The sequence below is a fragment of the Lelliottia sp. SL45 genome (genome assembly GCF_026672535.1).
Lineage (GTDB): Bacteria > Pseudomonadota > Gammaproteobacteria > Enterobacterales > Enterobacteriaceae > Enterobacter > Enterobacter nimipressuralis.
Map to the genome: position 1 here is coordinate 3,182,106 of NZ_JAPPRH010000003.1, position 24,260 is coordinate 3,206,365.

General features: G+C 54.0%; 24 protein-coding genes and 3 tRNA genes. 18 read left to right on the forward strand and 9 right to left on the reverse strand.

Going from position 1 to position 24,260, the window contains the following annotated elements; all coding sequences use genetic code 11:
* Positions 1-105 precede the first annotated feature (105 nt).
* The 4 genes from prfC to OVA10_RS21420 form a co-directional block, all read right to left on the reverse strand.
* Positions 106-1,695: a peptide chain release factor 3 gene (gene prfC / locus OVA10_RS21405; protein WP_102104542.1), complete on the reverse strand. Its 1,590-nt coding sequence runs from the start codon at positions 1,693-1,695 to the stop codon at positions 106-108.
* Between the two features lie 91 nt (positions 1,696-1,786).
* Positions 1,787-2,464 (reverse strand): pyrimidine 5'-nucleotidase, encoded by a 678-nt coding sequence (gene yjjG, locus OVA10_RS21410; RefSeq protein WP_100777741.1) that lies wholly within the window; start codon positions 2,462-2,464, stop codon positions 1,787-1,789.
* A gap of 17 nt (positions 2,465-2,481) precedes the next feature.
* Entirely contained in the window at positions 2,482-2,925 is a 444-nt protein-coding gene (gene rimI, locus OVA10_RS21415; RefSeq protein WP_100777742.1) for a ribosomal protein S18-alanine N-acetyltransferase, read from the reverse strand.
* The gene (locus OVA10_RS21420) at positions 2,894-3,307 is read right to left on the reverse strand and encodes a DNA polymerase III subunit psi (RefSeq protein ID WP_100777743.1); all 414 of its coding nucleotides are present in this window, start codon (positions 3,305-3,307) and stop codon (positions 2,894-2,896) included. Before OVA10_RS21420 ends, rimI begins: the two co-directional genes overlap by 32 nt.
* A 102-nt stretch (positions 3,308-3,409) precedes the next feature.
* Here OVA10_RS21420 and rsmC point away from each other — a divergent pair, with 102 nt between their 5' ends.
* From rsmC to OVA10_RS21440, 4 genes are all read left to right on the forward strand, one after another.
* A complete protein-coding gene (gene rsmC / locus OVA10_RS21425) occupies positions 3,410-4,438 on the forward strand; it encodes a 16S rRNA (guanine(1207)-N(2))-methyltransferase RsmC (protein ID WP_102104540.1) in 1,029 nt (342 codons plus the stop codon).
* Between the two features lie 156 nt (positions 4,439-4,594).
* Positions 4,595-4,681 (forward strand) — tRNA-Leu (locus tag OVA10_RS21430).
* A gap of 29 nt (positions 4,682-4,710) precedes the next feature.
* Positions 4,711-4,797, forward strand: a tRNA-Leu gene (locus OVA10_RS21435).
* A 33-nt stretch (positions 4,798-4,830) separates the two neighbouring features.
* Positions 4,831-4,917 (forward strand) — tRNA-Leu (locus OVA10_RS21440).
* A gap of 42 nt (positions 4,918-4,959) precedes the next feature.
* Here OVA10_RS21440 and OVA10_RS21445 read toward each other — a convergent pair.
* Positions 4,960-5,229 (reverse strand): DUF1435 domain-containing protein, encoded by a 270-nt coding sequence (locus OVA10_RS21445; RefSeq protein WP_100780767.1) that lies wholly within the window; start codon positions 5,227-5,229, stop codon positions 4,960-4,962.
* Between the two features lie 216 nt (positions 5,230-5,445).
* Here OVA10_RS21445 and OVA10_RS21450 point away from each other — a divergent pair, with 216 nt between their 5' ends.
* Positions 5,446-6,510, forward strand: coding sequence for a GGDEF domain-containing protein (locus OVA10_RS21450; protein ID WP_102104538.1), 1,065 nt, complete (start codon positions 5,446-5,448; stop codon positions 6,508-6,510).
* 98 nt (positions 6,511-6,608) lie between these two features.
* A complete protein-coding gene (gene fhuF / locus OVA10_RS21455) occupies positions 6,609-7,397 on the forward strand; it encodes a siderophore-iron reductase FhuF (RefSeq protein ID WP_181827298.1) in 789 nt (262 codons plus the stop codon).
* 82 nt (positions 7,398-7,479) lie between these two features.
* Here the strand turns inward: fhuF and OVA10_RS21460 are convergent, their stop codons facing one another.
* Positions 7,480-8,823 carry a PTS sugar transporter subunit IIC gene (locus OVA10_RS21460; protein WP_100777747.1) on the reverse strand — a complete coding sequence of 448 codons (1,344 nt, stop codon included), beginning with the start codon at positions 8,821-8,823 and terminating at the stop codon, positions 7,480-7,482.
* Positions 8,824-9,151: 328 nt separating this feature from the next.
* Between OVA10_RS21460 and OVA10_RS21465 the strand changes: the two genes are divergently transcribed.
* A complete protein-coding gene (locus tag OVA10_RS21465) occupies positions 9,152-9,610 on the forward strand; it encodes a YbaK/EbsC family protein (protein WP_100777748.1) in 459 nt (152 codons plus the stop codon).
* A 46-nt stretch (positions 9,611-9,656) separates the two neighbouring features.
* Here the strand turns inward: OVA10_RS21465 and bglJ are convergent, their stop codons facing one another.
* On the reverse strand, positions 9,657-10,280 hold the full coding sequence (gene bglJ / locus OVA10_RS21470) for a DNA-binding transcriptional activator BglJ (protein ID WP_129035777.1): 624 nt from the start codon (positions 10,278-10,280) through the stop codon (positions 9,657-9,659).
* A gap of 11 nt (positions 10,281-10,291) precedes the next feature.
* Positions 10,292-11,014, reverse strand: coding sequence for a response regulator transcription factor (locus OVA10_RS21475; protein WP_123429534.1), 723 nt, complete (start codon positions 11,012-11,014; stop codon positions 10,292-10,294).
* A 400-nt stretch (positions 11,015-11,414) separates the two neighbouring features.
* Between OVA10_RS21475 and OVA10_RS21480 the strand changes: the two genes are divergently transcribed.
* The 9 genes from OVA10_RS21480 (at position 11,415) to opgB (ending at position 18,904) form a co-directional block, all read left to right on the forward strand.
* Positions 11,415-12,191, forward strand: coding sequence for a threonine/serine ThrE exporter family protein (locus OVA10_RS21480; RefSeq protein WP_268196761.1), 777 nt, complete (start codon positions 11,415-11,417; stop codon positions 12,189-12,191).
* Positions 12,182-12,655: a threonine/serine exporter gene (locus tag OVA10_RS21485; protein ID WP_100777752.1), complete on the forward strand. Its 474-nt coding sequence runs from the start codon at positions 12,182-12,184 to the stop codon at positions 12,653-12,655. The genes OVA10_RS21480 and OVA10_RS21485 overlap by 10 nt, the downstream gene beginning before the upstream one ends.
* Positions 12,656-12,720: 65 nt before the next feature.
* Complete coding sequence (locus tag OVA10_RS21490) at positions 12,721-13,362, forward strand: TetR family transcriptional regulator (RefSeq protein ID WP_102104535.1); 642 nt, start codon at positions 12,721-12,723, stop codon at positions 13,360-13,362.
* 41 nt (positions 13,363-13,403) lie between these two features.
* The gene (locus OVA10_RS21495) at positions 13,404-13,856 is read left to right on the forward strand and encodes a MarR family winged helix-turn-helix transcriptional regulator (protein WP_100777754.1); all 453 of its coding nucleotides are present in this window, start codon (positions 13,404-13,406) and stop codon (positions 13,854-13,856) included.
* Between the two features lie 84 nt (positions 13,857-13,940).
* Complete coding sequence (locus OVA10_RS21500; protein ID WP_268196762.1) at positions 13,941-14,369, forward strand: organic hydroperoxide resistance protein; 429 nt, start codon at positions 13,941-13,943, stop codon at positions 14,367-14,369.
* Between the two features lie 124 nt (positions 14,370-14,493).
* Complete coding sequence (gene dnaT / locus OVA10_RS21505; RefSeq protein ID WP_268196763.1) at positions 14,494-15,033, forward strand: primosomal protein DnaT; 540 nt, start codon at positions 14,494-14,496, stop codon at positions 15,031-15,033.
* A gap of 1 nt (position 15,034) precedes the next feature.
* Positions 15,035-15,772, forward strand: a complete 738-nt coding sequence (dnaC, locus tag OVA10_RS21510; protein ID WP_100777757.1) for a DNA replication protein DnaC — start codon at positions 15,035-15,037, stop codon at positions 15,770-15,772.
* An 83-nt stretch (positions 15,773-15,855) separates the two neighbouring features.
* Positions 15,856-16,341, forward strand: a complete 486-nt coding sequence (locus OVA10_RS21515) for a DUF2501 domain-containing protein (RefSeq protein WP_102104646.1) — start codon at positions 15,856-15,858, stop codon at positions 16,339-16,341.
* 271 nt (positions 16,342-16,612) lie between these two features.
* On the forward strand, positions 16,613-18,904 hold the full coding sequence (opgB, locus tag OVA10_RS21520) for a phosphatidylglycerol--membrane-oligosaccharide glycerophosphotransferase (protein WP_123429536.1): 2,292 nt from the start codon (positions 16,613-16,615) through the stop codon (positions 18,902-18,904).
* Between the two features lie 94 nt (positions 18,905-18,998).
* Here opgB and tsr read toward each other — a convergent pair whose 3' ends face one another.
* Entirely contained in the window at positions 18,999-20,669 is a 1,671-nt protein-coding gene (tsr, locus tag OVA10_RS21525) for a methyl-accepting chemotaxis protein (protein WP_102104533.1), read from the reverse strand.
* Between the two features lie 239 nt (positions 20,670-20,908).
* Between tsr and OVA10_RS21530 the strand changes: the two genes are divergently transcribed.
* Together OVA10_RS21530 and OVA10_RS21535 are read left to right on the forward strand one after the other, a co-directional pair.
* Complete coding sequence (locus OVA10_RS21530) at positions 20,909-21,811, forward strand: helix-turn-helix transcriptional regulator (protein ID WP_268196920.1); 903 nt, start codon at positions 20,909-20,911, stop codon at positions 21,809-21,811.
* Between the two features lie 211 nt (positions 21,812-22,022).
* Positions 22,023-24,176: a carbon starvation CstA family protein gene (locus tag OVA10_RS21535; protein ID WP_100777761.1), complete on the forward strand. Its 2,154-nt coding sequence runs from the start codon at positions 22,023-22,025 to the stop codon at positions 24,174-24,176.
* The last annotated feature ends 84 nt before the right edge of the window (positions 24,177-24,260 follow it).

A 24,260-nucleotide genomic window follows, 5' to 3' on the forward strand; every position in this document is an offset into this window, starting at 1 on the left:
ACGAGCAATAACGCTAAAATCGCGTTGAATTAAGAACATTCCGCAAGGGATTAATAAGGCTGGAGTTTAAGAAGAGCACGGCGGGCGCCGTGCTCTGAGAAAGGATTAGTGCTCGCGGGTTTTGCGGAACTGAACGTCAGGATAGCGTTCCTGGGTCAGATTCAGGTTAACCATGGTTGGGGCGATGTACGTCAGGTTATCGCCGCCATCGAGTGCCAGCTGGATTTCGTTCTTACGTTTGAACTCTTCGAATTTCTTCACGTCAGCACATTCGACCCAGCGCGCCGTCGCCACGTTCACCGATTCGTAGATCGCTTCCACGTTATACTCGCTCTTCAGACGTGCAACGACCACGTCGAACTGCAGCACACCGACCGCGCCCACGATCAGATCGTTGTTGGCAATTGGACGGAAGACCTGTACCGCGCCCTCTTCGGAGAGCTGGACCAGACCTTTGAGCAGCTGCTTTTGCTTCAGCGGATCTTTCAGCCGGATACGACGGAACAGTTCCGGCGCGAAGTTCGGGATACCGGTGAACTTCATCATTTCACCCTGGGTGAAGGTGTCGCCGATCTGAATGGTGCCGTGGTTATGCAGGCCGATGATGTCGCCCGGATAGGCTTCTTCAACGTGTGAACGGTCGCCCGCCATAAAGGTCAGCGCGTCGGAAATCACAACATCTTTCCCGATACGCACCTGGCGCAGCTTCATGCCCTTTTCATACTTACCGGAAACCACACGCAGGAAGGCCACGCGGTCGCGGTGTTTCGGGTCCATGTTGGCCTGGATCTTAAAGACGAAGCCGGTGAACTTCTCTTCTGCGGCTTCGACCAGACGGGAGTCAGTTTTGCGCGGCATCGGCTGCGGCGCCCACTCCACCAGACCGTCGAGCATATGATCCACACCAAAGTTACCCAGTGCGGTACCGAAGAATACCGGCGTGATTTCCCCGGCCAGGAACAGCTCTTTGTCAAACTCGTGAGAAGCGCCTTTGACCAGCTCCAGCTCATCGCGCAGCTGAGAGGCCAGCTCTTCGCCCACCGCCACGTCCAGATCCGGGTTATCCAGACCTTTTACGATACGCACGTCCTGGATGGTGTGACCTTTACCGGTCTGGTACAGATACACTTCATCTTTATAGAGGTGGTAAACGCCCTTGAACAGCTTACCGCAGCCGATCGGCCAGGTAATTGGCGCACAGGCGATTTTCAGCTCGCGCTCCACTTCGTCCATCACTTCCATCGGATCGCGGATGTCACGGTCGAGTTTGTTCATGAAGGTCAGGATCGGCGTATCGCGCAGACGGGTGACTTCCATCAGCTTACGGGTACGATCTTCTACCCCTTTCGCGGCGTCGATGACCATCAGACAGCAGTCAACCGCCGTCAGCGTACGGTAGGTATCTTCGGAGAAGTCTTCGTGGCCTGGGGTGTCGAGCAGGTTCACCAGGCAGTCGTGATACGGGAACTGCATCACGGAGGTGGTAATGGAAATACCACGCTGCTTTTCCATCTCCATCCAGTCCGATTTGGCGTGCTGGCTGGAGCCACGGCCTTTTACCGTACCGGCGGTCTGAATCGCCTGTCCGAACAGCAGTACCTTTTCGGTGATGGTCGTTTTACCGGCATCCGGGTGAGAAATAATGGCAAAAGTACGGCGCTTCGCCACCTCTTGCAGATAAGGAGACAACGTCATAATCAAATCTTCTTATATAAGCGCGGCAGCAGGCCACGCATCATGGAATACGAAATTGCGGCTATTTTACCCATCAATGGGGGGCAGGCAATCATTGTTTACACAGGAGTTGCTCCAGTTCGTTCAATGACGATACGGTCCAGGTCGGTTCGATACCTTCAGGCAGCGCGCGACCGTGTGCGTTCAGCCAGCAGGTTGCCAGCCCGGACTTCATCCCGCCCAGAATATCCGACTCGGCGGTGTCTCCGACCATCAGCACGCGCTCACGTGCGGGATGACCGGCTTTTTCCAGCGCATAGTCAAAAATACGCGGATCGGGTTTTGGCACGCCCACCTGTTCAGAGATCACCAGCGCGTCGAAATGATCGCGCAGGCCCGTGCGTTCAAGGCGGATCTGCTGCAGGGCGGTAAAGCCGTTGGTGATGATCCCGAGCTTCACTTTGCCTTTAAGGGCATTAAGCAGGGAAATCGCCCCAGGCAGCGGTGCGCAAATCTCCGCCATCGCGTTGAGAAAAGCCTCGTTCAGCGCACCGGGAGAGACATTCAGACGCTCGGACCAGCCCTGAAAACGCTGATGCTGGAGCTGTAACGCCGAGATGGCACCGTTCTGGTAATCCACCCAAAGCGGTTTGTTCACCGCCTGATAGTCCTGAAAATCTTCTGCGGTAAAGGTGACGCTATAGTCTAAAAACATCCGCTGTAGGCCGCCAAACGAATCAAACGTAAACAGCGTTTCGTCGGCGTCAAAGAAAATCCAGTCCCATTTCATCGTTACAACCTTATTTGTTATCCAAGCGGCAGCGCCATGATGATGGCGTCTTCGCGTCCCTCGGCAGTCGGGTAATAATTACGGCGAATCGTCGCCTCGTTAAAGCCTAAGCTTTCGTAGAGTGCGATGGCGGCCGCATTGGAGGCGCGAACCTCCAGCCACAGCGTGAAGACATCACGTGCCTCCAGCTCGCGTATTACATGTTCCAGCAGTTCCCGGGCCAGGCCACGGCGCTGGTATGCGGGATCGACGGCAATGTTAAACAGCGTCGCTTCATCCAGCACGACCTGCGTAATGGCAAATGCCGCCATTTCGCCATCGACATCCAGATGGAAATTCAGATAGCGCTCGCCCTGATTGCTGGCGAATGTTTTTTCGCTCCACGGAAAAGCATGGGCGCGCGTCTCAATCGCGAACGCTGATGCCAGATCAGACGTCGTGAGGGAAGAAATCGTGTTCATATTCACAGATTTGTTGCCATAGCGCGCTTCGCGCCTTTGGGTTTGCTTTCAATTCTTCCAGTGGCGGCGTAAGCAGCTGACCGCCCTCAAGGGGAGTCTCATCCGCAACGCCAAGCCGCCAGCTGTTGCAGCGGCTCTCCGGCGGCAGCATCGCCACGCGCTCGGGCGTCAGCTGTAGCACCTGATCGGCGCTCACTTTCAGCGTACGCAGAACGTCGCTGACCAGCGTCTCAGTGAGCGAAGGCAGCTCTTCAGCCACCATGACCAGACGAACGTGTGCCGGGATGGAGATAGCGATTTCCCCCTGCAACGCCGTCGGGCGACGCAGAGACCACTGGGTGATGCCCAGTTGCTGTAACTGCCAGTCACGTCGGGATGTCATAGGGAAAACTCCTGTCTGTCAGGCGCGCAAATATAGCAAATTCGTCGTATATCCGCCAACAAACTACTATAATCCCCGGCTGAGTTTATTGAGGAACAATTCATGTCTGCATTTACCCCGGCAAGTGAAGTCTTGCTGCGTCACAGTGATGATTTCGAAGAAAGCCGTATTCTGTTTGCCGGAGATATGCAGGATGATCTGCCTGCCCGTTTCGAATGCGCCGAAAGCCGCGCCCATACCCAGCAATTCCATCACTGGCAGGTGTTAAGCCGTCAGATGGAAGATCGCGTGCGCTTCAGCCTGGTGGCGGAGCAAAGTGATATCGCCGACTGCGATACGCTGATCTACTACTGGCCAAAGAACAAACCTGAAGCGCAGTTCCAGCTGATGAACCTGCTCTCCATGCTGCCGGTTGGCTGCGACATTTTCGTTGTCGGCGAGAACCGCAGCGGCGTGCGTAGCGCCGAGCAGATGCTGGCGGAATACGCGACGCTGAACAAAATCGACAGCGCGCGTCGCTGCGGTTTGTACCACGGTCGTCTGGAAAAACAGCCTGAGTTTGATGCCGAAAAAGCCTGGGGCGAATATCAGCTCGAAGGGCTGACAATCAAAACGCTGCCGGGCGTCTTTAGCCGCGACGGTCTGGATGTGGGCAGCCAGCTGCTGCTCTCCACCTTTACGCCGCACACCAAAGGCAAAGTGCTGGATGTCGGCTGCGGCGCAGGCGTGTTGTCTGCCGTGCTCGCCACCCACTCCCCGAAAGTGCGTCTTACCCTGTGCGACGTGAGCGCGCCGGCCGTTGAAGCCAGTCGTGCCACTCTTGCCGCCAATGAACTCGAAGGCGACGTTTTCGCCAGCAACGTGTTCTCAGAGGTGACAGGGCGTTTCGATATGATTATCTCCAACCCGCCATTCCACGACGGCATGGAAACCAGCCTTGAAGCAGCACAAACGCTGATTCGCGGTGCGGTACGTCACCTCAACAGCGGCGGTGAGTTGCGCATCGTGGCCAACGCCTTCCTGCCTTATCCTAACCTTCTGGATGAGATTTTCGGCTTCCATGAAGTGCTGGCGCAGACCGGTCGCTTTAAAGTTTACCGCACGGTTATGACACGTCAGGCGAAGAAGTAATTTGCCGCCAGCCCGGCTGCGCATCGCGCTCCGGGCGATACAAATGCCGATTTTTGCAGCAATCAAAACATCCTGGGCAATTATCTGTTGACGGAAAGCTGAAAACATCTAGAATGCGCCTCCGTGGTTGCGATACTTTTTAAGTATTGATGGTATGCGACGGTGGCGGAATTGGTAGACGCGCTAGCTTCAGGTGTTAGTGTCTTTACGGACGTGAGGGTTCAAGTCCCTCCCCTCGCACCACAAACCATGTTTGATATTGTTCTCACCGGGCGACGGTGGCGGAATTGGTAGACGCGCTAGCTTCAGGTGTTAGTGTCTTAACGGACGTGGGGGTTCAAGTCCCCCCCCTCGCACCAACGAGGCAATATCAAAAAGAATAAGATAACAGTGCGAAGGTGGCGGAATTGGTAGACGCGCTAGCTTCAGGTGTTAGTGTTCTTACGGACGTGGGGGTTCAAGTCCCCCTCTTCGCACCACTTATCTTATCTCCTCCCTGATTAACTCCCTGTCATTTCCCTTTATTTCAAACTCATCATTATTACCAGCATTCCACTGATCAGCGCCACGCATGACGGCAGCAGAACGAAATGACGCAACTGCTTATGCCAAATCATTCCTGATGTGACCAGCAGACCCGACACGATAATCGCTTTCCAGACGTCCAATGAGAGATCGGCAAATGTCAGCCCAGCGATGACGATCCCCGGAAGCAACACACCCCATCCACTTCCCAGCGCCTTGCTCAACATGTTTTTCTCTCTCAATGCGATAATGATAACCAATATCATATGATAGGTTTTCTCATTTGTCAGCACTGGCCGATATATTCCGGCAACCTTTACCTTTCCCGTAATGACAGGAAATGAGTAAGGTGATAAATTGCACACCTGTTAACTATTTATAATAAATTTCTGATATTTTAGTCCCTGATTATTGCGCAGTATTTCATTCACATCGGCAGCCATTAGTTTGATTTAATTCAGAATTACTAAAAATATACCGACATGACAGCACAATCCTGGCGTTCATTACGTCACAAGAAATATCAGTTATCTTTACGTTTATTTTTATTCCTGAACGCCGTGTCAGCACTTTTTACTGTGTTCAATCCCTTATACAGCGTGCATACGCTGACCCTGCCTGTCGCGCTCATTTTCACACTCAGCCTGTCGCTGCTGGTCTGGCACTGGAAAAATAAAACCCGGCAGATCAATATTCCGCTGATTTCATTCATTTTTGGTGGAATTTGGGCCTGGCACATCGCCTGGAAATTTATGCTGGTCACGCAGGATCCTTATACTTTCCTGCTGCTGGCCTTGTTAAGCGTCCTGTTTATCGGCTCGCTGGCGTTTGCCAGTGATATCAAAGCGTTTACTATCCACTCGCTGCCGACATTTCTGGTCTGTCTGTGGTTTTGCCCTCCCGAGTACTGGCCACGCATCGTTTACTCCCTCGCGCTGCCGATGATTGGGATTGCAATCCATCACGTGATTCAAAGACGTAACGACCGTTTTGCTCAGGACTTGCTGTACCGACTGCTTGAGGAGCGGGAAACGCTTAACGATCTGAGCATGATGGATCCGCTGACCGGCCTGTATAACCGCCGTGGCCTGCAAAGCCGCCTGGAGAATCTGCCTACGCTTGAGCAGGGAGAGCATTTCGTTCTGCTGCTGGATATCGATCATTTCAAGGCCTATAACGACCACTACGGCCATATGATGGGCGATCAGGCGCTGATTCGGGTTTCGGCTGCAATCCGTGACGCCGTGCGCTCACGCGATATCGTCGCCCGTTTTGGCGGTGAAGAGTTTATGGTGCTGCTGACCAGCGTCACGCTCGATCAGGCGCGCCAGACCGCCGAACGTATTCGCCAGAAGGTCTACGACCTGAAGATCCCGCATATGTTTAATGAGAGCGTGGCGACCAACGTCACCATCAGTATTGGCATTGCGATTTATGAGTCAGAGGATATCGAAGCGGCGCTCGAAAAAGCGGATAAAGCGCTCTACGAAGCCAAGCACATGGGCCGCAACAATATCCTCTTAAGCCCTGAACTCCAGGCAGGATAAGCCCCACCTCCCGCTTTACCGACAAAAGGCTTGCGATCGGTTTGCTCTATAGCTAGGATTGGCAATCATTATCATTTAGATTTGTATCCTATTCTCCTATGGCTACTCGTTCCGCACAAATCGTTGATCCTGTCATCTGGCTAGCCCCTCCTGGCGCCGGGCGTTCAACGCTTGCGGATTCCGTACGGGAAACCATCGCCGAGCATCGCGCTTACCTGCTCGATTTCATCAAGCTGGATGAACCCCATCCGCACCAGGCCATGACGCTGGCGCAGTGGTGTCGCCCGGCAGAGATGCACTCTTTGCTCGCGGTGTACTCCGATCATATCTATCGAAACCAGCCTAATCTTGCGCGAGAAAATAAACCGTTACTCTCCCTGTGGGCGCAATGGTACATCGGGCTGATGGTGCCTCCGCTGATGATAGCCCTGTTAACGCAGGACGCCGCGCTGGACCTTTCCCCGGAGCATTTTTTCGTCGAGTTTCATGAAACCGGCCGCGCGGCCTGCTTCTGGATTGACGTCCATGAGGATCGGAATACGACGGTGTTGTCCGCGCAGGAACGTATGGAAACGCTGGTGAAACAGGCGCTCATTCCAGTGGTAAATGCGCTGGAAGAGACTGGCGATATCAACGGGAAGCTTATCTGGAGTAATACCGGGTATCTCATTCACTGGTATCTGACTGAGATGAAAGCGGTGCTGGGCGATGAGACCGTCGAGGCGCTGCGTCAGTCCTGTTTCTTTGCCAAACAGCTTTCAGATGGCCAGGATAATCCGTTGTTCCGCACCGTGGTTCCGCGTGACGGATTACTGGTCCGGCGGACCTGCTGCCAGCGCTATCGCCTGCCGGATGTTCAGCAGTGTGGTGATTGTACGCTGAAATAATACCTATACAGGCTGCCCTCTTTCAGCGAGGGGAAAATGCAAATACAAAAACGGCAACCGGAGTTGCCGTTTTGCTTTTTGATTAAGCCACCTGCTGGCTATCCTCTTCAGCACGCTGTGCTTCTTCGGCTTCCTGCTCCAGCAACTGCTTCTCGTACACTTTAAAGAACGGGTAGTAGATGATGGCAGAGACCAGCGCCAGCAGGATGACCAGCACCGCCGCACGGAAGTCCCAGCCCAACGCCCACGCAGCACCTACCGGAGCCGGAGCGGTCCACGGCACCACAGAAATCACGCGTCCAATAAGATCCAGCTTCATGGCAGCCCATGCGAGCACTGCGTTCACCATTGGTGCCAGCAGGAATGGAATGAAGAACACAGGGTTCATCACGATTGGCGTACCGAAAATCACCGGTTCGTTAATGTTAAAGAAGCTTGGTACAACGCTTAAACGGCCAATGGAGCGCAGGTGTGCGGAACGGCTGCGCAGATAGCAGATCACCAGCCCCATCGTGGCGCCCGAGCCACCGATGACGATAAAGAAGGTCCAGAACGCTTCCATAAAGATATGCGGCAGTGGCGCACCCTGAGCCAGCGCGGTCTGGTTCATGCCCAGGTTAGTCAGCCAGAACATCTGCAGCATGCCTGACACAATCGCAGCGCCGTGGATCCCGGCAAACCACAGCAGGTGACCAATTAACACAGCCAGCAGAATTGCAGGCAGAGAATCCGCCGCCGACACCAGCGGTTTAAAGATCGACATAATCGCCTGAGGGATCAGCATGTCGAACTGAGACTGAATAAACAGGCTCAGGGGATAAAGCGTAAGCACCACGACCAGCACCGGGATCAGCAGATCAAATGAGTTTTTGATCATCGGTGGCACCTGGTCCGGCAGACGAATGCCAATATTGTGTGCCTTCAGGAAACGCATCATCTCCACGCAGTACACGGCCACCAGAATCGCAGTAAAGATCCCGGTCCCGCCCAGGCTATCGACCGGCATCGCCCCTTTGGTTTTCGGTGCAGCAACCAGTAAAAATGCCATCAGCGACAGCATCGCGCACATGAACGGGTCGAGCTGATGCGACTTAACGTAGTGCTTACCGAGGTTGTAGGCGATAGCCGCACAGATGTAGATCGACATGATTCCCATGGTCATATCGAACGGGGTCAGGATCTGCCCTTCGAACTGTTTCGCCATATCCAGCCACGCACGGGCAAAGCCCCATGTGGTGTCCGGTGAGAAAGGCGGGTAAGCAAACACCAGCAAGAAGGAGCCGACAATCATAAAGGGCATCGCGGAAATAAATCCGTCACGAATCGCCATCACGTGGCGCTGAGAGGAGATACGCCCGGCGACGGGACTGACATAGTTTTCAACGAACCGGAAAATAAGATTAAACGCAGCATGGTTGGCAGACATAGTGAGGCTCCTGTCAGACGTTCAGTTTGGACGCAGACGCGCCACACGGTGATCCATACATCATTGTCACCACCTTGCTGGTTCGTGTACCAGCGGTACCGCTCGGACAAATTGGTTTCATATTCGACTCTTATTATTGGATACAGGGGAAGTTACATCGTCAGTATTAATCTCTCCATCACACTCTGCAACCGGTTACTGTAACCGGTTTCCGTGAATGTGAAGGCGATCCAGAAAACGAGTGAACAGAATATTTGTTACCTAAGAGATATTTACAGAGCATAATTTCTTATGACAGATTACGCAGGATATTTGTCAGGAGATAACAATGAGTTTGCAGTCCGTACGGCAATTTTTTGCTGACAATGCCCCGGATATTGATGTCATCGAGCTTAGCCAAAGCACCGCAACGGTTGCACTGGCCGCAGCCGCCCATCATGTCGAGCCGGGACAGATAGCGAAAACCTTATCACTGAAGGTTAAAAACGAGGTGATTCTGGTGGTCGCAAAAGGCGATGCACGCCTGGATAACAAAAAACTGAAAAATGCATTTGGCGCGAAAGCGCGGATGCTGTGCAGTGATGAAGTGGTGACGCTAACCGGGCATCCCGTTGGTGGAGTTTGCCCCTTCGGCCTGGAGACTCCGCTGGCCGTTTACTGCGACGTTTCCCTTAAACAATATGAGGAAGTGCTTCCTGCGGCCGGGTCAATTCACAGCGCAGTGCGTATTGCGCCTGAGCGAATGGCTGAGCTTACATCGGCTAAATGGATTGATGTCTGCATCTGATCGCTGCGCCAGGTTCCTCTGGCGCAATGATGCACAATGAAAAGCACTACGCCGCCTTAACAGTCAGTTTCAGCTCACGCATGGGCAACTGCCCCAGAATATCTGCCGCATGCAGCAGCCCCACATCGGAACTCACCCCCAGCTTCACCATCACATTATATTTATGCGCGCGAACGGTTTTGATATTGCGTTTAAGCTGCTCCGCAATTTCGGGGATGGAAAGGCCCGCCGAAAGATGGCGCATAATCGCCCGCTCCATTGGGCTTAACATTCTGGATAAGCTTCCTTGCCAGTGGGCAAAGGCGTTGTTATTGACTCGCTCTGTTTCGCTTAACAGAATGATAAGCAGTTTTTGCAGCTCAGCCAGTGAAGCCGACTTACTGATTATTCCGTGAAGACGGGAAGGCGTCAGTTGACCAATCAATCTTGCCTCAACGTCGTCTGCTGCCAGAATAATGCGCTGTATACCACTGTGTGTCAGGGCCAGTTCTCGCAGTGACACCAGACAATTTCTTCGTTCTTCTCGCACATCTGAAAGCGAATAGATCACTGAGAAAAAAGGAGTCTGTGAAAGCGCAGCCTTGAAACTGCTAAAGTTTTTAAACAGATGAAGGCGATATTCGCTAAATGGCGCGATGGCAAAGAGATGTTCAAGCCCCACGGCACTCATCGTGCATTGGTCTATGACAGCAATATCTCTTCCTGAGGCATTTGTTTCCATTCCTTTTGCTCTCCATAGGCTGAGATTAAGTTCAGCTCTCTCATTCCCTGTGTACTATTGATCCATGCGTACATTTCTGCATTTCCGTGCAGAGATAACCGACGCATCGCACTATTTTTTTGTGCACTGACGGTTTTATTGCTTTTTTTCAGTAATGTGGCGATTTGGTTTATTCCCCAGCCTTTTCCAAGCAGACGTAATACTTTACGTTCCGAGAGGGTCAGTATTACAGGGACTTTATACTCATTATCATCAACTCGCGGCTCAGGTGATAACAGCGTCTGACTTATCCGTTCGGAATACTCGCTCCCCGCGCGGATCGCGTTGATGACGCCTTCGATAGGTTCCATATCCGAAAGCAGTGTGCTTTCGGGGCGTATGAGCAACTCAACAGCGAGAGGGTAAAGAGGACGTGAGACCAGAAAAATCCAGTGGATATCCCGGTACTGACTTAATAACAGATAATAGTGTTCAAGCGCGCCGCGAGGGTTGACGTAATCACCTGAAATATCAGCAACCACGACAGATGCACGATTTAAATTCTGTAAAGTCAGATCGTCATGTGTGCGGCAAAAAGACACGTCATATTCTGGAAAATGGCTGGCCATGATGCCGCCCAGACCGGTTTGCATCACCGGGATTTTACTGATAACGATTACTGATTTTCCCTTCACTGGTGACATAGATTCTCCGAATCCTTTCTTCATCTAATTAATGATATTAAAATCACGGCTCAGACATGGGCATTATCCTGACCCTAAGTTATTAGTACAGGTTATATTAACGATAACAACTATAACCCTGACATTGTTAAATCCGAGGATAATATAATACAAAAATCAGAATAACATAATAGTCCTTGCGCAAAATATTAAACCCATCAAACTAAATTAATAAATTATATATATCATCAATTAGTATTCACGAAATAAATAAAAAACACCCCAGACCGCTCTGCGCCTGCCGTTGCATCCTGCCACTGATTACACAAATGTTGATCTGACCCAGAGCCAGACAGGCTGCCGTTTGTGCTAAAAGTAAACATTCCAGACACTCTGGCAGTTCTCATTTTCAGGGCAACCAATGCAGGCAGATCAGTCGTCACAACGCGCCGCCACGCGACTATGCATACAGTGCGGTCTTTTCTTATTACAACACGGCGCAGAGAGCGCATTGGTCGAAGAGCTGTCGACCCGCCTGGGTCTGGCGCTGGGAATGGACAGCGTAGAAAGCTCTATCTCGTCTAACGCCATCGTGCTGACCACCATAAAAGAGGGCCAGTGTCTGACGTCAACGCGCAAAAACCAGGATCGCGGCATCAATATGCACGTGGTCACCGAAGTGCAGCACATCGTCATCATGGCGGAACACAAGCTTCTGGACTTGCCCGGCGTTGAAAAACGGTTCAACCAGATTAAGCCGCTGCGCTACCCGCGCTGGTTAGTGGTGCTGATGGTGGGGCTGGCCTGCGCCTGTTTCTGCAAACTGAATAACGGCGGATGGGACGGCGCGGTGGTGACCTTTTTCGCCAGTGCCATCGCCATGTACGTGCGCCAGCTCCTGACGCAGCGCCATATGCATCCGCAGATTAACTTTTGTCTCACCGCCTTTGTCGCAACAACCGTCTCCGGTCTGCTGCTGCGCCTGCCTGTGTTTGTCAGCACACCGAGCGTTGCCATGGCGGCCAGCGTCCTGCTGCTGGTACCGGGTTTTCCGCTGATCAACGCCGTCGCTGATATGTTTAAAGGGCACATCAATACGGGTCTGGCACGCTGGGCGATTGCGAGCCTGTTAACCCTCGCGACCTGCATCGGCGTGGTCATGGCCATGACACTCTGGGGGCTGCGCGGATGGGCATAATCGACTTTTTATTCGCTCTGGCACAAGACATGGCGCTGGCTGCCATTCCTGCCGTGGGCTTTGCGATGGTCTTTAACGTGCCGCAGCGCGCGCTGCCCTGGTGCGCCCTGCTGGGTGCTATCGGTCATGGTTCGCGAATGGTGATGATGACCGCCGGGTTTAACATCGAATGGTCAACGTTTATGGCCTCGATGCTGGTAGGCTGTATCGGCATTCAGTGGTCGCGCTGGTATCTGGCGCACCCGAAAGTGTTCACCGTGGCGGCGGTGATCCCGATGTTCCCCGGCATATCCGCCTACACAGCGATGATCTCGGCAGTGAAGATCAGCCACTTCGGCTACAGCGAGCCGCAAATGATCCTGCTGTTGAGCAATTTCCTCAAAGCCTCGTCCATCGTCGGCGCGCTCTCCATCGGTCTGTCGATTCCCGGTTTATGGCTCTACAGAAAGCGCCCACGCGTTTGAATTTGTGTTCTCCCGCTGCCATGGCGATAATCCCTGCATTCTGTTTGGCGATGTAAGGAGTGGAAGTGGCTAACCCTGGCAGCGAATTCCCCGACCACCAAGATGATTCCAGCCTGAAGGACAAAATTTTTCAGAGCGCGATTACCCTGTTTGCCGAATACGGTCTGAACGGCGCGCGAATGGAGCAGATTGCCGAAAAAGCCGGCACCACCAAGCGCATGGTGGTTTATCACTATAAAAACAAAGAGAACCTCTATCTTCAGGCGCTGGAGTACGTTTACACCGAGATCCGCGCCAGCGAAAAACAGCTTAGTCTGTCAGGACTGCCGCCCGTTGAAGCGCTGGTCCATCTGGTGGAAGCAACCTTCGACTACCACGCCGATCACCCGGATTACATTCGTATTATCTGCATGGAGAACATGCAGCGTGGCCGCTTTATGCAGCAGTCCAGCTATCTGCGTCAGGTTAATCGCAGCGCGCTCGAACTGCTGGAAGCGATCCTGCAGCGTGGCAAAGAGAAGCAGCTATTTAATCAGACCGTTGATGCGCGCGACCTGCACCGTTTGATCAGCAGCTTCAGTTTTCATTACGTCGCCAACAGCTATACCTTCACGCTGCTGTTTGAAGACGGCGCCGATGAGCAGGCCCAGCGACAGCACTATCGCAAAATGGCCGTTCAGGTGGCCCTTCGCTATACCTGCCCATAAAATCGCTTGCAATTAAATCGCGCACTATCTATATTCATTTCATGAACGCGAAAACGAACGACACCACCGCTGCGCTGATGCTGGATAACCAGCTCTGTTTTGCCCTCTACTCGGCAAATCTGGCGCTCAATAAGCTGTACCGGCAACTGCTGGCACCGCTTAACCTGACCTACCCGCAGTATCTGGTGATGCTGATTCTGTGGGAGCAGGATGACATTACGGTGTCGGAGATTGGCGAACGTCTGTTCCTGGATTCCGCCACCCTCACCCCGCTGCTGAAGCGTCTGGAAAGCGCTGGTCTGCTTGTCCGTCAGCGCTCGCGCCAGGACGAACGCCAGGTCGCCGTCACCTTAAGTGATGAAGGCCGCGCCCTCCAGCAGCAGGCGAAAAGTATTCCCCAGGCCGTGGGCTGTGCCGCACAATGCGATGCGGATTCCATGCTCGCTCTCAAGCAGCAGCTTGAGCAACTGCGCCAGCAGCTTCATCGCGCCTGAGGCTATAGTTAATAAGATTTTGTTTACCCATATATATCGCGCACTATTTAATAGCACGCATAACCGTAAGATGAGGAACCTGCCATGTCTTTAGAAAAAGTTGTTTATACCGCCAAAGCCAAAGCCACCGGAGGCCGTGATGGCCGTGCGACCTCTTCCGATGGCGTTCTGGATGTCAAACTGGGCGTACCGAAAGAGATGGGCGGTATGGGCGGCGAAGTCACCAACCCAGAGCAGCTGTTTGCGGCGGGCTACTCTGCCTGCTTCCTGGGCGCGATGAAATTTGTCTCTGCCCGTGACAAAATCGCGCTGCCGAAAGATGCGTTTATCGAAGGCGAAGTTGGCATTGGTCCACTGCCAACCGGTTTTGGTATCGAAGCCAAACTGAATATCCACGTGCCAGGTATGGACGAAGCCGAAGCCAAAAAGCTGGTCGACGCGGCGCATATCGTTTGCCCGTACTCTAACGCAACCCGCGGCAATATTGATGTGACGCTGAATATCATCGTCTGATAAGCCCCGTCGTATGCAGCCCCGGTGCGCACAGTGCCACCGGGGAAATCCCCCACCGTCCCCCCTTCTCTCTGTGCTACTATGACCCCATATCACGACGTCGTATCCCAGTAGAGAAAGTGTTATGTCATACAGACTCCTGACCACCAGCGTCGCCGGAATCGATGCCTTTGTGCGCGATCCCCGTGGCATCTTAACCAAAGCCGATGGCGGTACTCTCGCCGTGTTTGCCGACAACGCGCCCGCGTTTTACGCCATCACGCCTGAACGCCTGGCACAGCTTTTGGATATTGAAGCGCGTCTGTCGCGCCCGGTCAGTGACGTCGCGTTAGATACACAATTCTTTGAAGAACCGACCAGTGCGCCGGTTGCCGTCCCGATGGGCAAATTTGCGATGTACTCTGGCTGGCAGCCGGATGCGGATTTCCAGCGCCAGGCCGCCCTGTGGGGTATCGCCCTGACGCAGACCGCCACGCCGGAAGAGCTGGCCGCGTTTGTCGCGTACTGGCAGGCCGAAGGCAAAGTGTTCCACCACGTGCAGTGGCAGCAAAAGCTCGCGCGCAGTATTCAGATCAATCGCGCCAGCAACGGCGGCCAGCCTAAGCGCGATATCAACACCATTTCCGAACCCGATAATCAGATCCCACCAGGATTCAGAGGATGATATGAAAAACGTCGGCGACCTGATGAAACGTCTGCAAAAAATGATGCCTGCCAACGTGAAGCCGGCCTTCACCTCGGGTGAAGAGCTGCTGGCCTGGCAAAAAGAGCAGGGAAAGATGCGCTCAGAAGCCCTGACGCGGGAAAACCGCGCCATGAAAATGCAGCGTACCTTCAACCGCTCCGGCATTCGTCCCCTGCATCAGAACTGTTCCTTCGATAACTATCGCGTGGAAAACGACGGTCAGATGATGGCCCTCGCCAAAGCACGCCAGTATGTCGAAGAGTTCGACGGCAGCATCGCCAGCTTTATCTTCAGCGGCAAACCGGGTACCGGCAAAAACCACCTTGCGGCGGCCATCTGTAATGAGCTGTTGCTGCGTGGAAAATCGGTTCTGATTATTACCGTCGCAGACATCATGTCGGCGATGAAAGACACCTTCAGCAACCGCGAAACCACGGAAGAGCAGCTGCTGAACGATCTGAGCAACGTCGATCTGCTGGTCATTGACGAAATCGGCGTCCAGACCGAATCCCGCTACGAAAAAGTGATCATCAATCAGATCGTTGACCGTCGCTCCTCGTCGAAGCGCCCGACCGGCATGCTCACCAACCATAAAGCGGAAGAGATGACCAAGCTGCTGGGTGAGCGCGTCATGGACCGCATGCGCCTCGGCAACAGCCTGTGGGTGAACTTCACCTGGGATAGCTACCGCGATCGCGTTACCGGCAAAGAGTATTAGGATATTTCCAGGAATGGCGCGCCTTTCACAGGTATATACTGAAGCCACTTCCAGCCCGATCAGGGCCTTTTAGAGTGCAATTTATGAAAAAAAATCTTCTTCTCGGCACAGCATTTAGCGTCGTTCTGCTCACCGGCGCCGCCCACGCGGCCTCCTGGCAGGAGTCGCTCTCCAGCGCAGCGAACGAACTGAGCAAAAGCAGCGGTAGCGCACAGAGCGGCGGGCTGTCTGCTTCGTCCCTCACCAGTCTGCTGGGCGGCAGCAATCAGAGCCTGAGCGCTGGCACCATGAACAACGCAGCCGGTATTCTGGGCTACTGCGCCAAACAGAAGCTGGCATCGGTCACTGACACGCAGAATATTAAAAACCAGGTTTTAGATAAACTGGGGCTGGATACGCAAGAGCAGAAGCAGGACACCAACTATATGGATGGGATCCAGGGCCTGCTGAATGCCAAAGACGGCCAACAGCTGAACCTGAGCACCCTCGGTGACTCCGCGCTGGCGAAACAGGTGAAAACCAAAGCCTGCGATCTGGTGCTGAAACAAGGCGTTAATTTCCTCTCCTGATCCATCCCATTTTCTGCCACAACACGCCGCGATTGTTCCGTTACTCTGACAACGCGGCGCCAGACTCGTATTTTGCTCATTCTTTTACGTCTCAGCCCGCGTATAACGCGATGCGACGGCGATCAAAATTTCCACTTTCTAAACCAAATCCTAACAACAGCACATTTTAGTGACACTAGAATTGCAGCTATGTGACTTCGCCATTAAATTGTATCAACCAAAAAATAATCAGTTAGCCAGCTAAGCGACTGGCGCTATTGAGGATAAGCTGTTGTCAGAGTTTATTTCCCTTGCCCTGTTCCTGGCTTCCGTTGGCATCTATGCCTGGAAGGCCGGCCGCAACACCTGGTGGTTTATTGCCACATTACTGGTGTTGGGTATTTTTATTGTTTTAAACATTACCCTGTACGCCAGCGATTACTTTACCGGTGACGGCATTAACGACGCCGTGCTGTACACACTCACCAACAGTTTGACAGGCGCAGGAGTTAGTAAGTACATACTTCCGGGCGCAGGGCTGGTTCTGGCGCTGGTGGCGGTGTTTGGCACCCTCGGCTGGGTACTGCGTCGTCGCCGCCATCTTCCGCATCATATGGGTTATAGCCTGCTGGCTCTGGTGCTGGCGCTCGGTTCCGTCGATGCCAGCCCGGCCTTCCATCAGATTACGGAACTGGTGAAATCCCAGTCCCGCGACGGCGATCCCGATTTCACGGCGTATTACAAAGAGCCGTCAAAAACCATCGCGCACCCGAAACTGAATCTGGTCTATATCTACGGCGAGAGCCTTGAGCGTACCTATTTCGATAACGACGCCTTCCCGAACCTGACCCCAGATCTCGGCCCGCTGAAAGACGAAGGGCTAGATTTCAGCCACACGGCGCAGTTGCCGGGCACCGATTACACCATCGCCGGGATGGTCGCCTCTCAGTGCGGTATTCCGCTGTTTGCGCCGTTCGAGGGTAACGCCTCCGCGTCGATGTCGAGCTTCTTCCCGCAGAATATTTGTCTCGGCGATATCCTCAAGAACTCCGGCTACGAAAACTACTTCATGCAGGGGGCCAACCTGCGCTTCGCCGGGAAAGACGTGTTCCTGAAATCCCACGGTTTCGATCACCTTTACGGTGCTGAAGAGTTAAAAACCACCGTCGCCGACCCGTCTTATCGCAATGACTGGGGCTTCTACGACGACACGGTGCTGGACGAAACCTGGAAGAAATTCGAGGAGCTGTCCAAATCCGGCAAACGCTTCTCGCTGTTTGCCTTAACCGTGGATACACACCATCCGGACGGCTTTATCTCGCGCACCTGCGAGCGCAAAAAATACGCGATCAACGGCAAGGACAATCAGTCGTTCAGCGCCGTGACCTGCAGCCAGGAACACATCGCCGCCTTTATCAATAAAATCAAAACCTCGCCGTATTTCAAAAACACGGTGATCGTGGTCTCTTCCGACCATCTGGCGATGAAAAACACCGCGTGGGATGAGCTGAACAAGCAGGATCGAAGCAACCTGTTCTTTGTGATGCGCGGCGACCAGCCTCAGCAGGAGGTCATCGCCACGAAGCGTAACACCATGGATAACGGCGCAACGGTGCTGGATATTCTGGGCGGCGATAACTTCATCGGGCTGGGGCGCAGCACGCTCTCCGGCCAGTCGCTCTCTGAAGTCTTCCTCAATATGAAAGAGAAGATTCTGGCGTGGAAACCGGACGTGATCCGCCTGTGGAATTTCCCGAAAGAGATGAAAGATTTCACCATCGACCAGCAGAAAAACATGATTGCCTTCTCGGGCAGCCACTTCCGCCTGCCGCTGCTGCTGCGCGTCTCCGATAACCGCGTCGAACCGCTGCCGGAGAGCGAATACTCCGCGCCGCTGCGCTTCCAGCTGGCCGACTTCGCCCCGCGTGATAACTTCGTCTGGATCGATCGCTGCTACAAAATGGGCCAGCTGTGGTCCCAGCCGCTGTCGATTTCAACGGACTGGTGCGTGTCGCAAGGCCAGCTCGGCGGCGAACAAATCGTGCAGCGCGTCGATAAAGATCAGTGGAAAGGCAAAACCGCGTTCAAGGATACGGTAATTAACACTGACCGCTATCAGCGCAACGTGGATATGCTGAAAGTGGTCGATAACGATATTCGCTATAAAGCCGACAGCTTCGTGTTTAACGTGGCGGGAGCGCCGGAAGAGGTGAAGCAGTTTAGCGGTATTTCGCGCCCGGAATCCTGGGGACGCTGGTCAAACGCGCAGCTCGGCGATGAGGTGAAAATCGAATACGCCCAACCGCTGCCGGAGAAATTTGATCTGGTGATCACCGCGAAAGCCTTCGGCCCGAATGCCAACAAACCGATCCCGGTGCGTATCGGCGACAAAGAGCAGACGATAACCCTCGGCAACGAAGTGAGTACCACTACGCTGCATTTTGAGAACCCGTCGCGCAGCAATACGGTCGTGATCGTTCCGCCCGATCCGCAATCAACGAACGAGGGCAATATTCTCGGGCATTCGCCGCGCAAACTGGGGATTGGGATGGTCGAAATGAAAGTGGTACAGAACGCCGGTTAACGGCACATCTGCGTGCATGTCGGGTAAGCACAGCGCCACCCGACAACATCACAAATGCCTAAAGCGCCCCGCCTGAACAGGGCGCTTTTTTACATCAGAAGGTTTCCCAGTTTTCACTGGACGCGGTCGTCGCGGCAGCGGCTTTACGTCCCTTCGCCGAGATCACTGGCGTTTTCAGACCGGCGTTATCACGTGATTTCTGCTGCTCTTGCTGAATGCGGAAGACCGCCACAGCCTGCGTCAGACGGCTCGCCTGCTCTTCCAGCGCGGCGGCTGCCGCTGCGGACTCTTCCACCAGCGAGGCGTTCTGCTGCGTCACACGGTCCATCTCCGCCACAGCCAGGCCGACCTGGTCGATACCGCGGCTCTGCTCATCAGACGCAGAGGCGATTTCGCCCATAATGTCGGTCACGCGGGTCACCGCATTCACGATTTCACCCATCGTTTCACCGGCGCTTTCCACCAGAGTAGAACCCAGCTCAACGCGGCCTACGGAGTCCTCGATCAGGCTCTTGATTTCGCGTGCCGCCTGGGCGCTACGCTGTGCCAGGTTACGCACTTCGCCTGCCACCACCGCAAATCCACGGCCCTGCTCACCTGCGCGCGCAGCTTCGACGGCGGCGTTCAGCGCCAGGATGTTGGTCTGGAAGGCAATACCGTCGATCACGCTGATGATGTCAGCGATTTTCTGCGAACTGCCGGCGATGTCACGCATGGTTTGCACCACGTTATCCACCACTTTCCCGCCTTTCTGCGCGGTCTCGGATGCACTCAGCGCCAGATTACTCGCCTGACGGGCGTTTTCGGCGTTCTGCTTCACGGTAGCGGTCAGCTGTTCCATGCTGGCAGCGGTCTCTTCGAGAGACGCGGCCTGCTGCTCGGTACGAGAAGAGAGGTCGTTGTTGCCGACAGAGATTTCGCTCGCGCCGCTGTAAATCGCATTCGCGCCGTTACGCACGTCGCCCACGGTGCTCACCAGCTCGCTCTGCATATGACGCAGGGTATCGGCCAGCTGTCCCATCTCGTTGGTGCCTTCGACGTCAATGCGCTTCACCAGATCGCCACTGGCGATATGACGGATGCTGTCGATCAGACGATTCAAAGGCGAGATCAAGGATTGCTTGATGCCGAGCCAGACGCCAACGATCACCACCAGCACCGCGATCAGCACGCTGATCAGCACCCAGATCGCCTGAGTGTAAGAGCTGTTGCTGTCATCCACGGCGGTCTGATACAGATGATCGTTTTGCTGCAGGTAGTTCACATACTGCTTCTCAAAACCATCCTGATAGCTCTGGGTCGGCTGATCGAAGAAGTCATTGATCTTGCCTGCGCCCAGCAGCTGAATCAGCTCGGCCAGCGCACCGTGATAGATATCATAGTTTCGCTTGATCTCCATGGCGGCAGCGTCGCTCTGACGCGGATCGCGCGGCAGTGCTTCGTAGTCAGCCCAGTTTTTCTCCGCCTGCTTCAGGGAAGCGGACGCAATCTGCATCAGCTCTGCAACGGTTGCGCCGCTGCCGATATTGCTCTGATCCATCATGTAGCGAATACCCGCGCGGTTCAGGGTATTACGGGTTTGCAGCAACGCGACCCAGCTGCCGTTCAGCGTGGATTGTTGCTGGCGAATAGTTTGTAGGACAGTGAAGTTTTCTTTGTCATGCTTCAGGGCATTAAAGAAAAGACCACCGGATGTCAGTTGTAACAGGCCAAAAATAGCCAAAACCAGCAACAAGCTGGTGACAATCTTGATACGATTTAACATGTTTTCTCTTTCCATCAGACAGATAACAGAATTTTCGGCCTGGTTAGGGAAAACTTTACGAAAATCGTGTTGATGATTTGAACATTTACGGATGATTTCGCAAAAAACTATTAATGTTTATCCTAAATCGCGCCGTTATATATTCCATAAGATAAATTTTATCTCTGTCGCACTGACATATTCTGTCAGTGGCATCCTTATTCTTCAGAGATCCTCACCGCACTAAACGGGAATATAATATGACAACTACAGCCCGCAGCCGCTCTGCTGAACGACTCGTCGATATTCTTATGGAGCTGCATTTAAACGGCGTCGTTAACCGCCGCGATCTGATGCAAAAATATAAAATAACCGAACGTACGGTATATCGGGATCTGAATGCGCTGTCGCCGATTGTTCAGCATACGGGAAATGGTCTGTATCGCCTGATTCACGCCCAGCAAAATCCCAGCGGGCACGGGCTGCACAACGCTGTCGCTAACTTTTTGAATGCTGACAGTTATTTCCCAGACAGAGGCACCGCGTTCTGGCAGAGTCTGGAGGCGCGCATGGAAGAGAATCATATTCTGATCCTTAACAACGACGCTGAGCACTCGGTTCAGAATGATATTCGTCGTCATCTCACTGCAATTGAAAAATCGATAAAAGAGCGTCACGTTTGCCAGATAGTTTATAAAGACAAAACCCGGCTCATTAATCCATACAAATTAATTAACAAAAAAAATATATGGTATTTACAAGCTACGGAAAATGGCAGGCTGAAATCCTTTTCATTAAGCCAGATCAGTTGGCTGGATATTCAAAAAGAGACTTTCTCGCTGGATAGCGATACGGCTGAATTACTGGAAAAAAATCTCGACCCGTGGGTGAGTGAAGAGACCTTCGAGGTAAAAGTGTTTACCAACAATCGTATCTCGCACTACTTCACGCGCCGGGACCTGTTGCCGGAGCAGGAGGTGGTCGCAGAAAGCGACGACGGGGTGACGATCCGCTGTCAGGCGGCACATGAAAATCAGATCCTGCCGCTCATCTTCTACTGGCTGCCAAACATTCAGGTGCTGGAGCCTCAATGGCTGCGGGACAAACTCTTCGACACGCTCGAAGGTTATATGACAAATGCTACCGCCGACGCCCTCGAATAAACGATGTGATCTCAATCACATAAACCAGACCACTGGTGGCGAGCCTTAACCACTCGCCCCGGTCTTTGACCGCTTAACCACCGCAATCAACCACTCACCCATTTACCTTCCTTTACACGCGCGACGATCTGGCAAGATCGCCACAGCATTAATCAATACCTCCTCAAAACAAACTCAGGCCCTTTTTCCAGCTAAAAAACCAGGTCTAACTATGGATACGAAAAAACTACTTAAGCACGTACCCTGGGCGCTCCTCGGGATCCTCGGTGCTTTCTGTCTGGCGGTTGTCGCATTACGCCGGGGCGAACACGTAAGCGCCCTGTGGATCGTGGTCGCGTCGGTTTCCGTCTATCTGGTAGCGTACCGCTACTACAGTCTTTACATCGCGCAGAAGGTCATGAAACTCGACCCGACGCGTTCCACGCCGGCGGTCATTAACAATGACGGCCTGAACTACGTTCCTACCAACCGCTATGTGCTGTTTGGTCACCACTTTGCCGCGATTGCCGGTGCAGGCCCGCTGGTTGGGCCGGTGCTTGCCGCGCAGATGGGTTACCTGCCGGGTACCCTGTGGCTGCTTGCCGGCGTGGTTCTGGCAGGCGCGGTGCAGGACTTCATGGTGCTGTTCATCTCGACCCGCCGTAACGGGGCCTCTCTGGGTGAGATGATTAAAGAAGAGATGGGCCGCGTGCCGGGCACCATTGCCCTGTTTGGCTGCTTCCTGATCATGATCATCATCCTTGCGGTGCTGGCGCTGATCGTGGTGAAAGCCCTGGCAGAAAGTCCGTGGGGTGTATTCACTGTCTGCTCGACCGTACCGATTGCGCTGTTCATGGGTATCTACATGCGCTTTATCCGTCCGGGCCGTGTCGGTGAAGTGTCCGTGATTGGTATCGTGCTGCTGGTGGCGTCCATTTACTTCGGCGGTATCATCGCTCACGACCCGTACTGGGGCCCGGCGCTGACCTTCAAAGACACCACCATTACCTTCGCATTGATCGGCTACGCGTTTATCTCCGCCCTGCTGCCGGTCTGGCTGATTCTGGCCCCGCGTGACTATCTGGCGACGTTCCTGAAAATCGGTGTCATCGTCGGTCTGGCGATCGGTATCGTGATCATCAACCCGGAACTGAAAATGCCAGCCGTGACCCAGTACATTGACGGTACCGGTCCACTGTGGAAAGGCGCGCTGTTCCCGTTCCTGTTTATCACCATCGCCTGTGGCGCCGTCTCTGGCTTCCACGCCCTGATTGCCTCCGGCACCACGCCGAAGCTGATGGCCAACGAAACCGACGCGCGCTTTATCGGTTACGGTGCAATGCTGATGGAATCCTTCGTGGCGATCATGGCACTGGTTGCAGCGTCCATCATCGAGCCAGGTCTGTACTTCGCGATGAACACTCCGCCTGCGGGCCTTGGCATCACCATGCCAAACCTGCATGAGATGGGTGGCGACAACGCAGCGCTGATTATGGCGCAGCTGAAAGACGCCAGCGCACACGCGGCGGCGACCGTCAGCTCCTGGGGCTTTGTGATCTCGCCTGAGCAAATCATGCAGACCGCAAAAGACATCGGTGAGCCATCGATTCTGAACCGTGCCGGTGGCGCACCAACCCTGGCCGTCGGTATCGCACACGTGTTCCACAAAGTGCTGCCGTGGGCTGACATGGGCTTCTGGTATCACTTCGGCATCTTGTTCGAAGCGCTGTTCATCCTGACCGCGCTGGACGCCGGTACCCGTGCGGGCCGCTTCATGCTCCAGGACTTGCTCGGTAACTTCGTGCCATTCCTGAAGAAAACCGACTCTCTGGTGGCGGGCGTTCTGGGCACCGCGGGCTGTGTGGGCCTGTGGGGTTACCTGCTGTATCAGGGCGTCGTTGACCCGCTGGGCGGCGTGAAGAGCCTGTGGCCGCTGTTCGGTATCTCTAACCAGATGCTGGCTGCCGTGGCGCTGGTCCTGGGTACCGTGGTGCTGGTGAAGATGAAACGCACCAAATACATCTGGGTGACGGTCGTTCCGGCGCTGTGGCTGCTTCTGTGCACCACCTGGGCGCTGGGTCTGAAACTGTTCAGCACCAACCCGCAGCTGGAAGGCTTCCTGTTTATGGCTAACCAGTACAAAGCGAAAATTGCCGCAGGCGGCGGTGACCTGACTGCACAGCAGATTGCCAACATGAACCATATCGTGGTGAACAACTACACCAACGCCGGTTTAAGCATTCTGTTCCTGGTCGTGGTCTATAGCATCATCTTCTATGGCATCAAAACCTGGATGAAAGTGCGTAACGCCGAAGGGCGTACGGATAAAGAAACCCCGTATGTGCCTGTACCGGAAGGCGGCGTGAAGACCTCTTCACACCACTAAAACCCTGGCGGGTGGCGACTACGCTAACCCGCCCTACGCAATACCTGTAAGCCCGGCAAGCGTAGCGTCGCCGGGCTTTTTCTA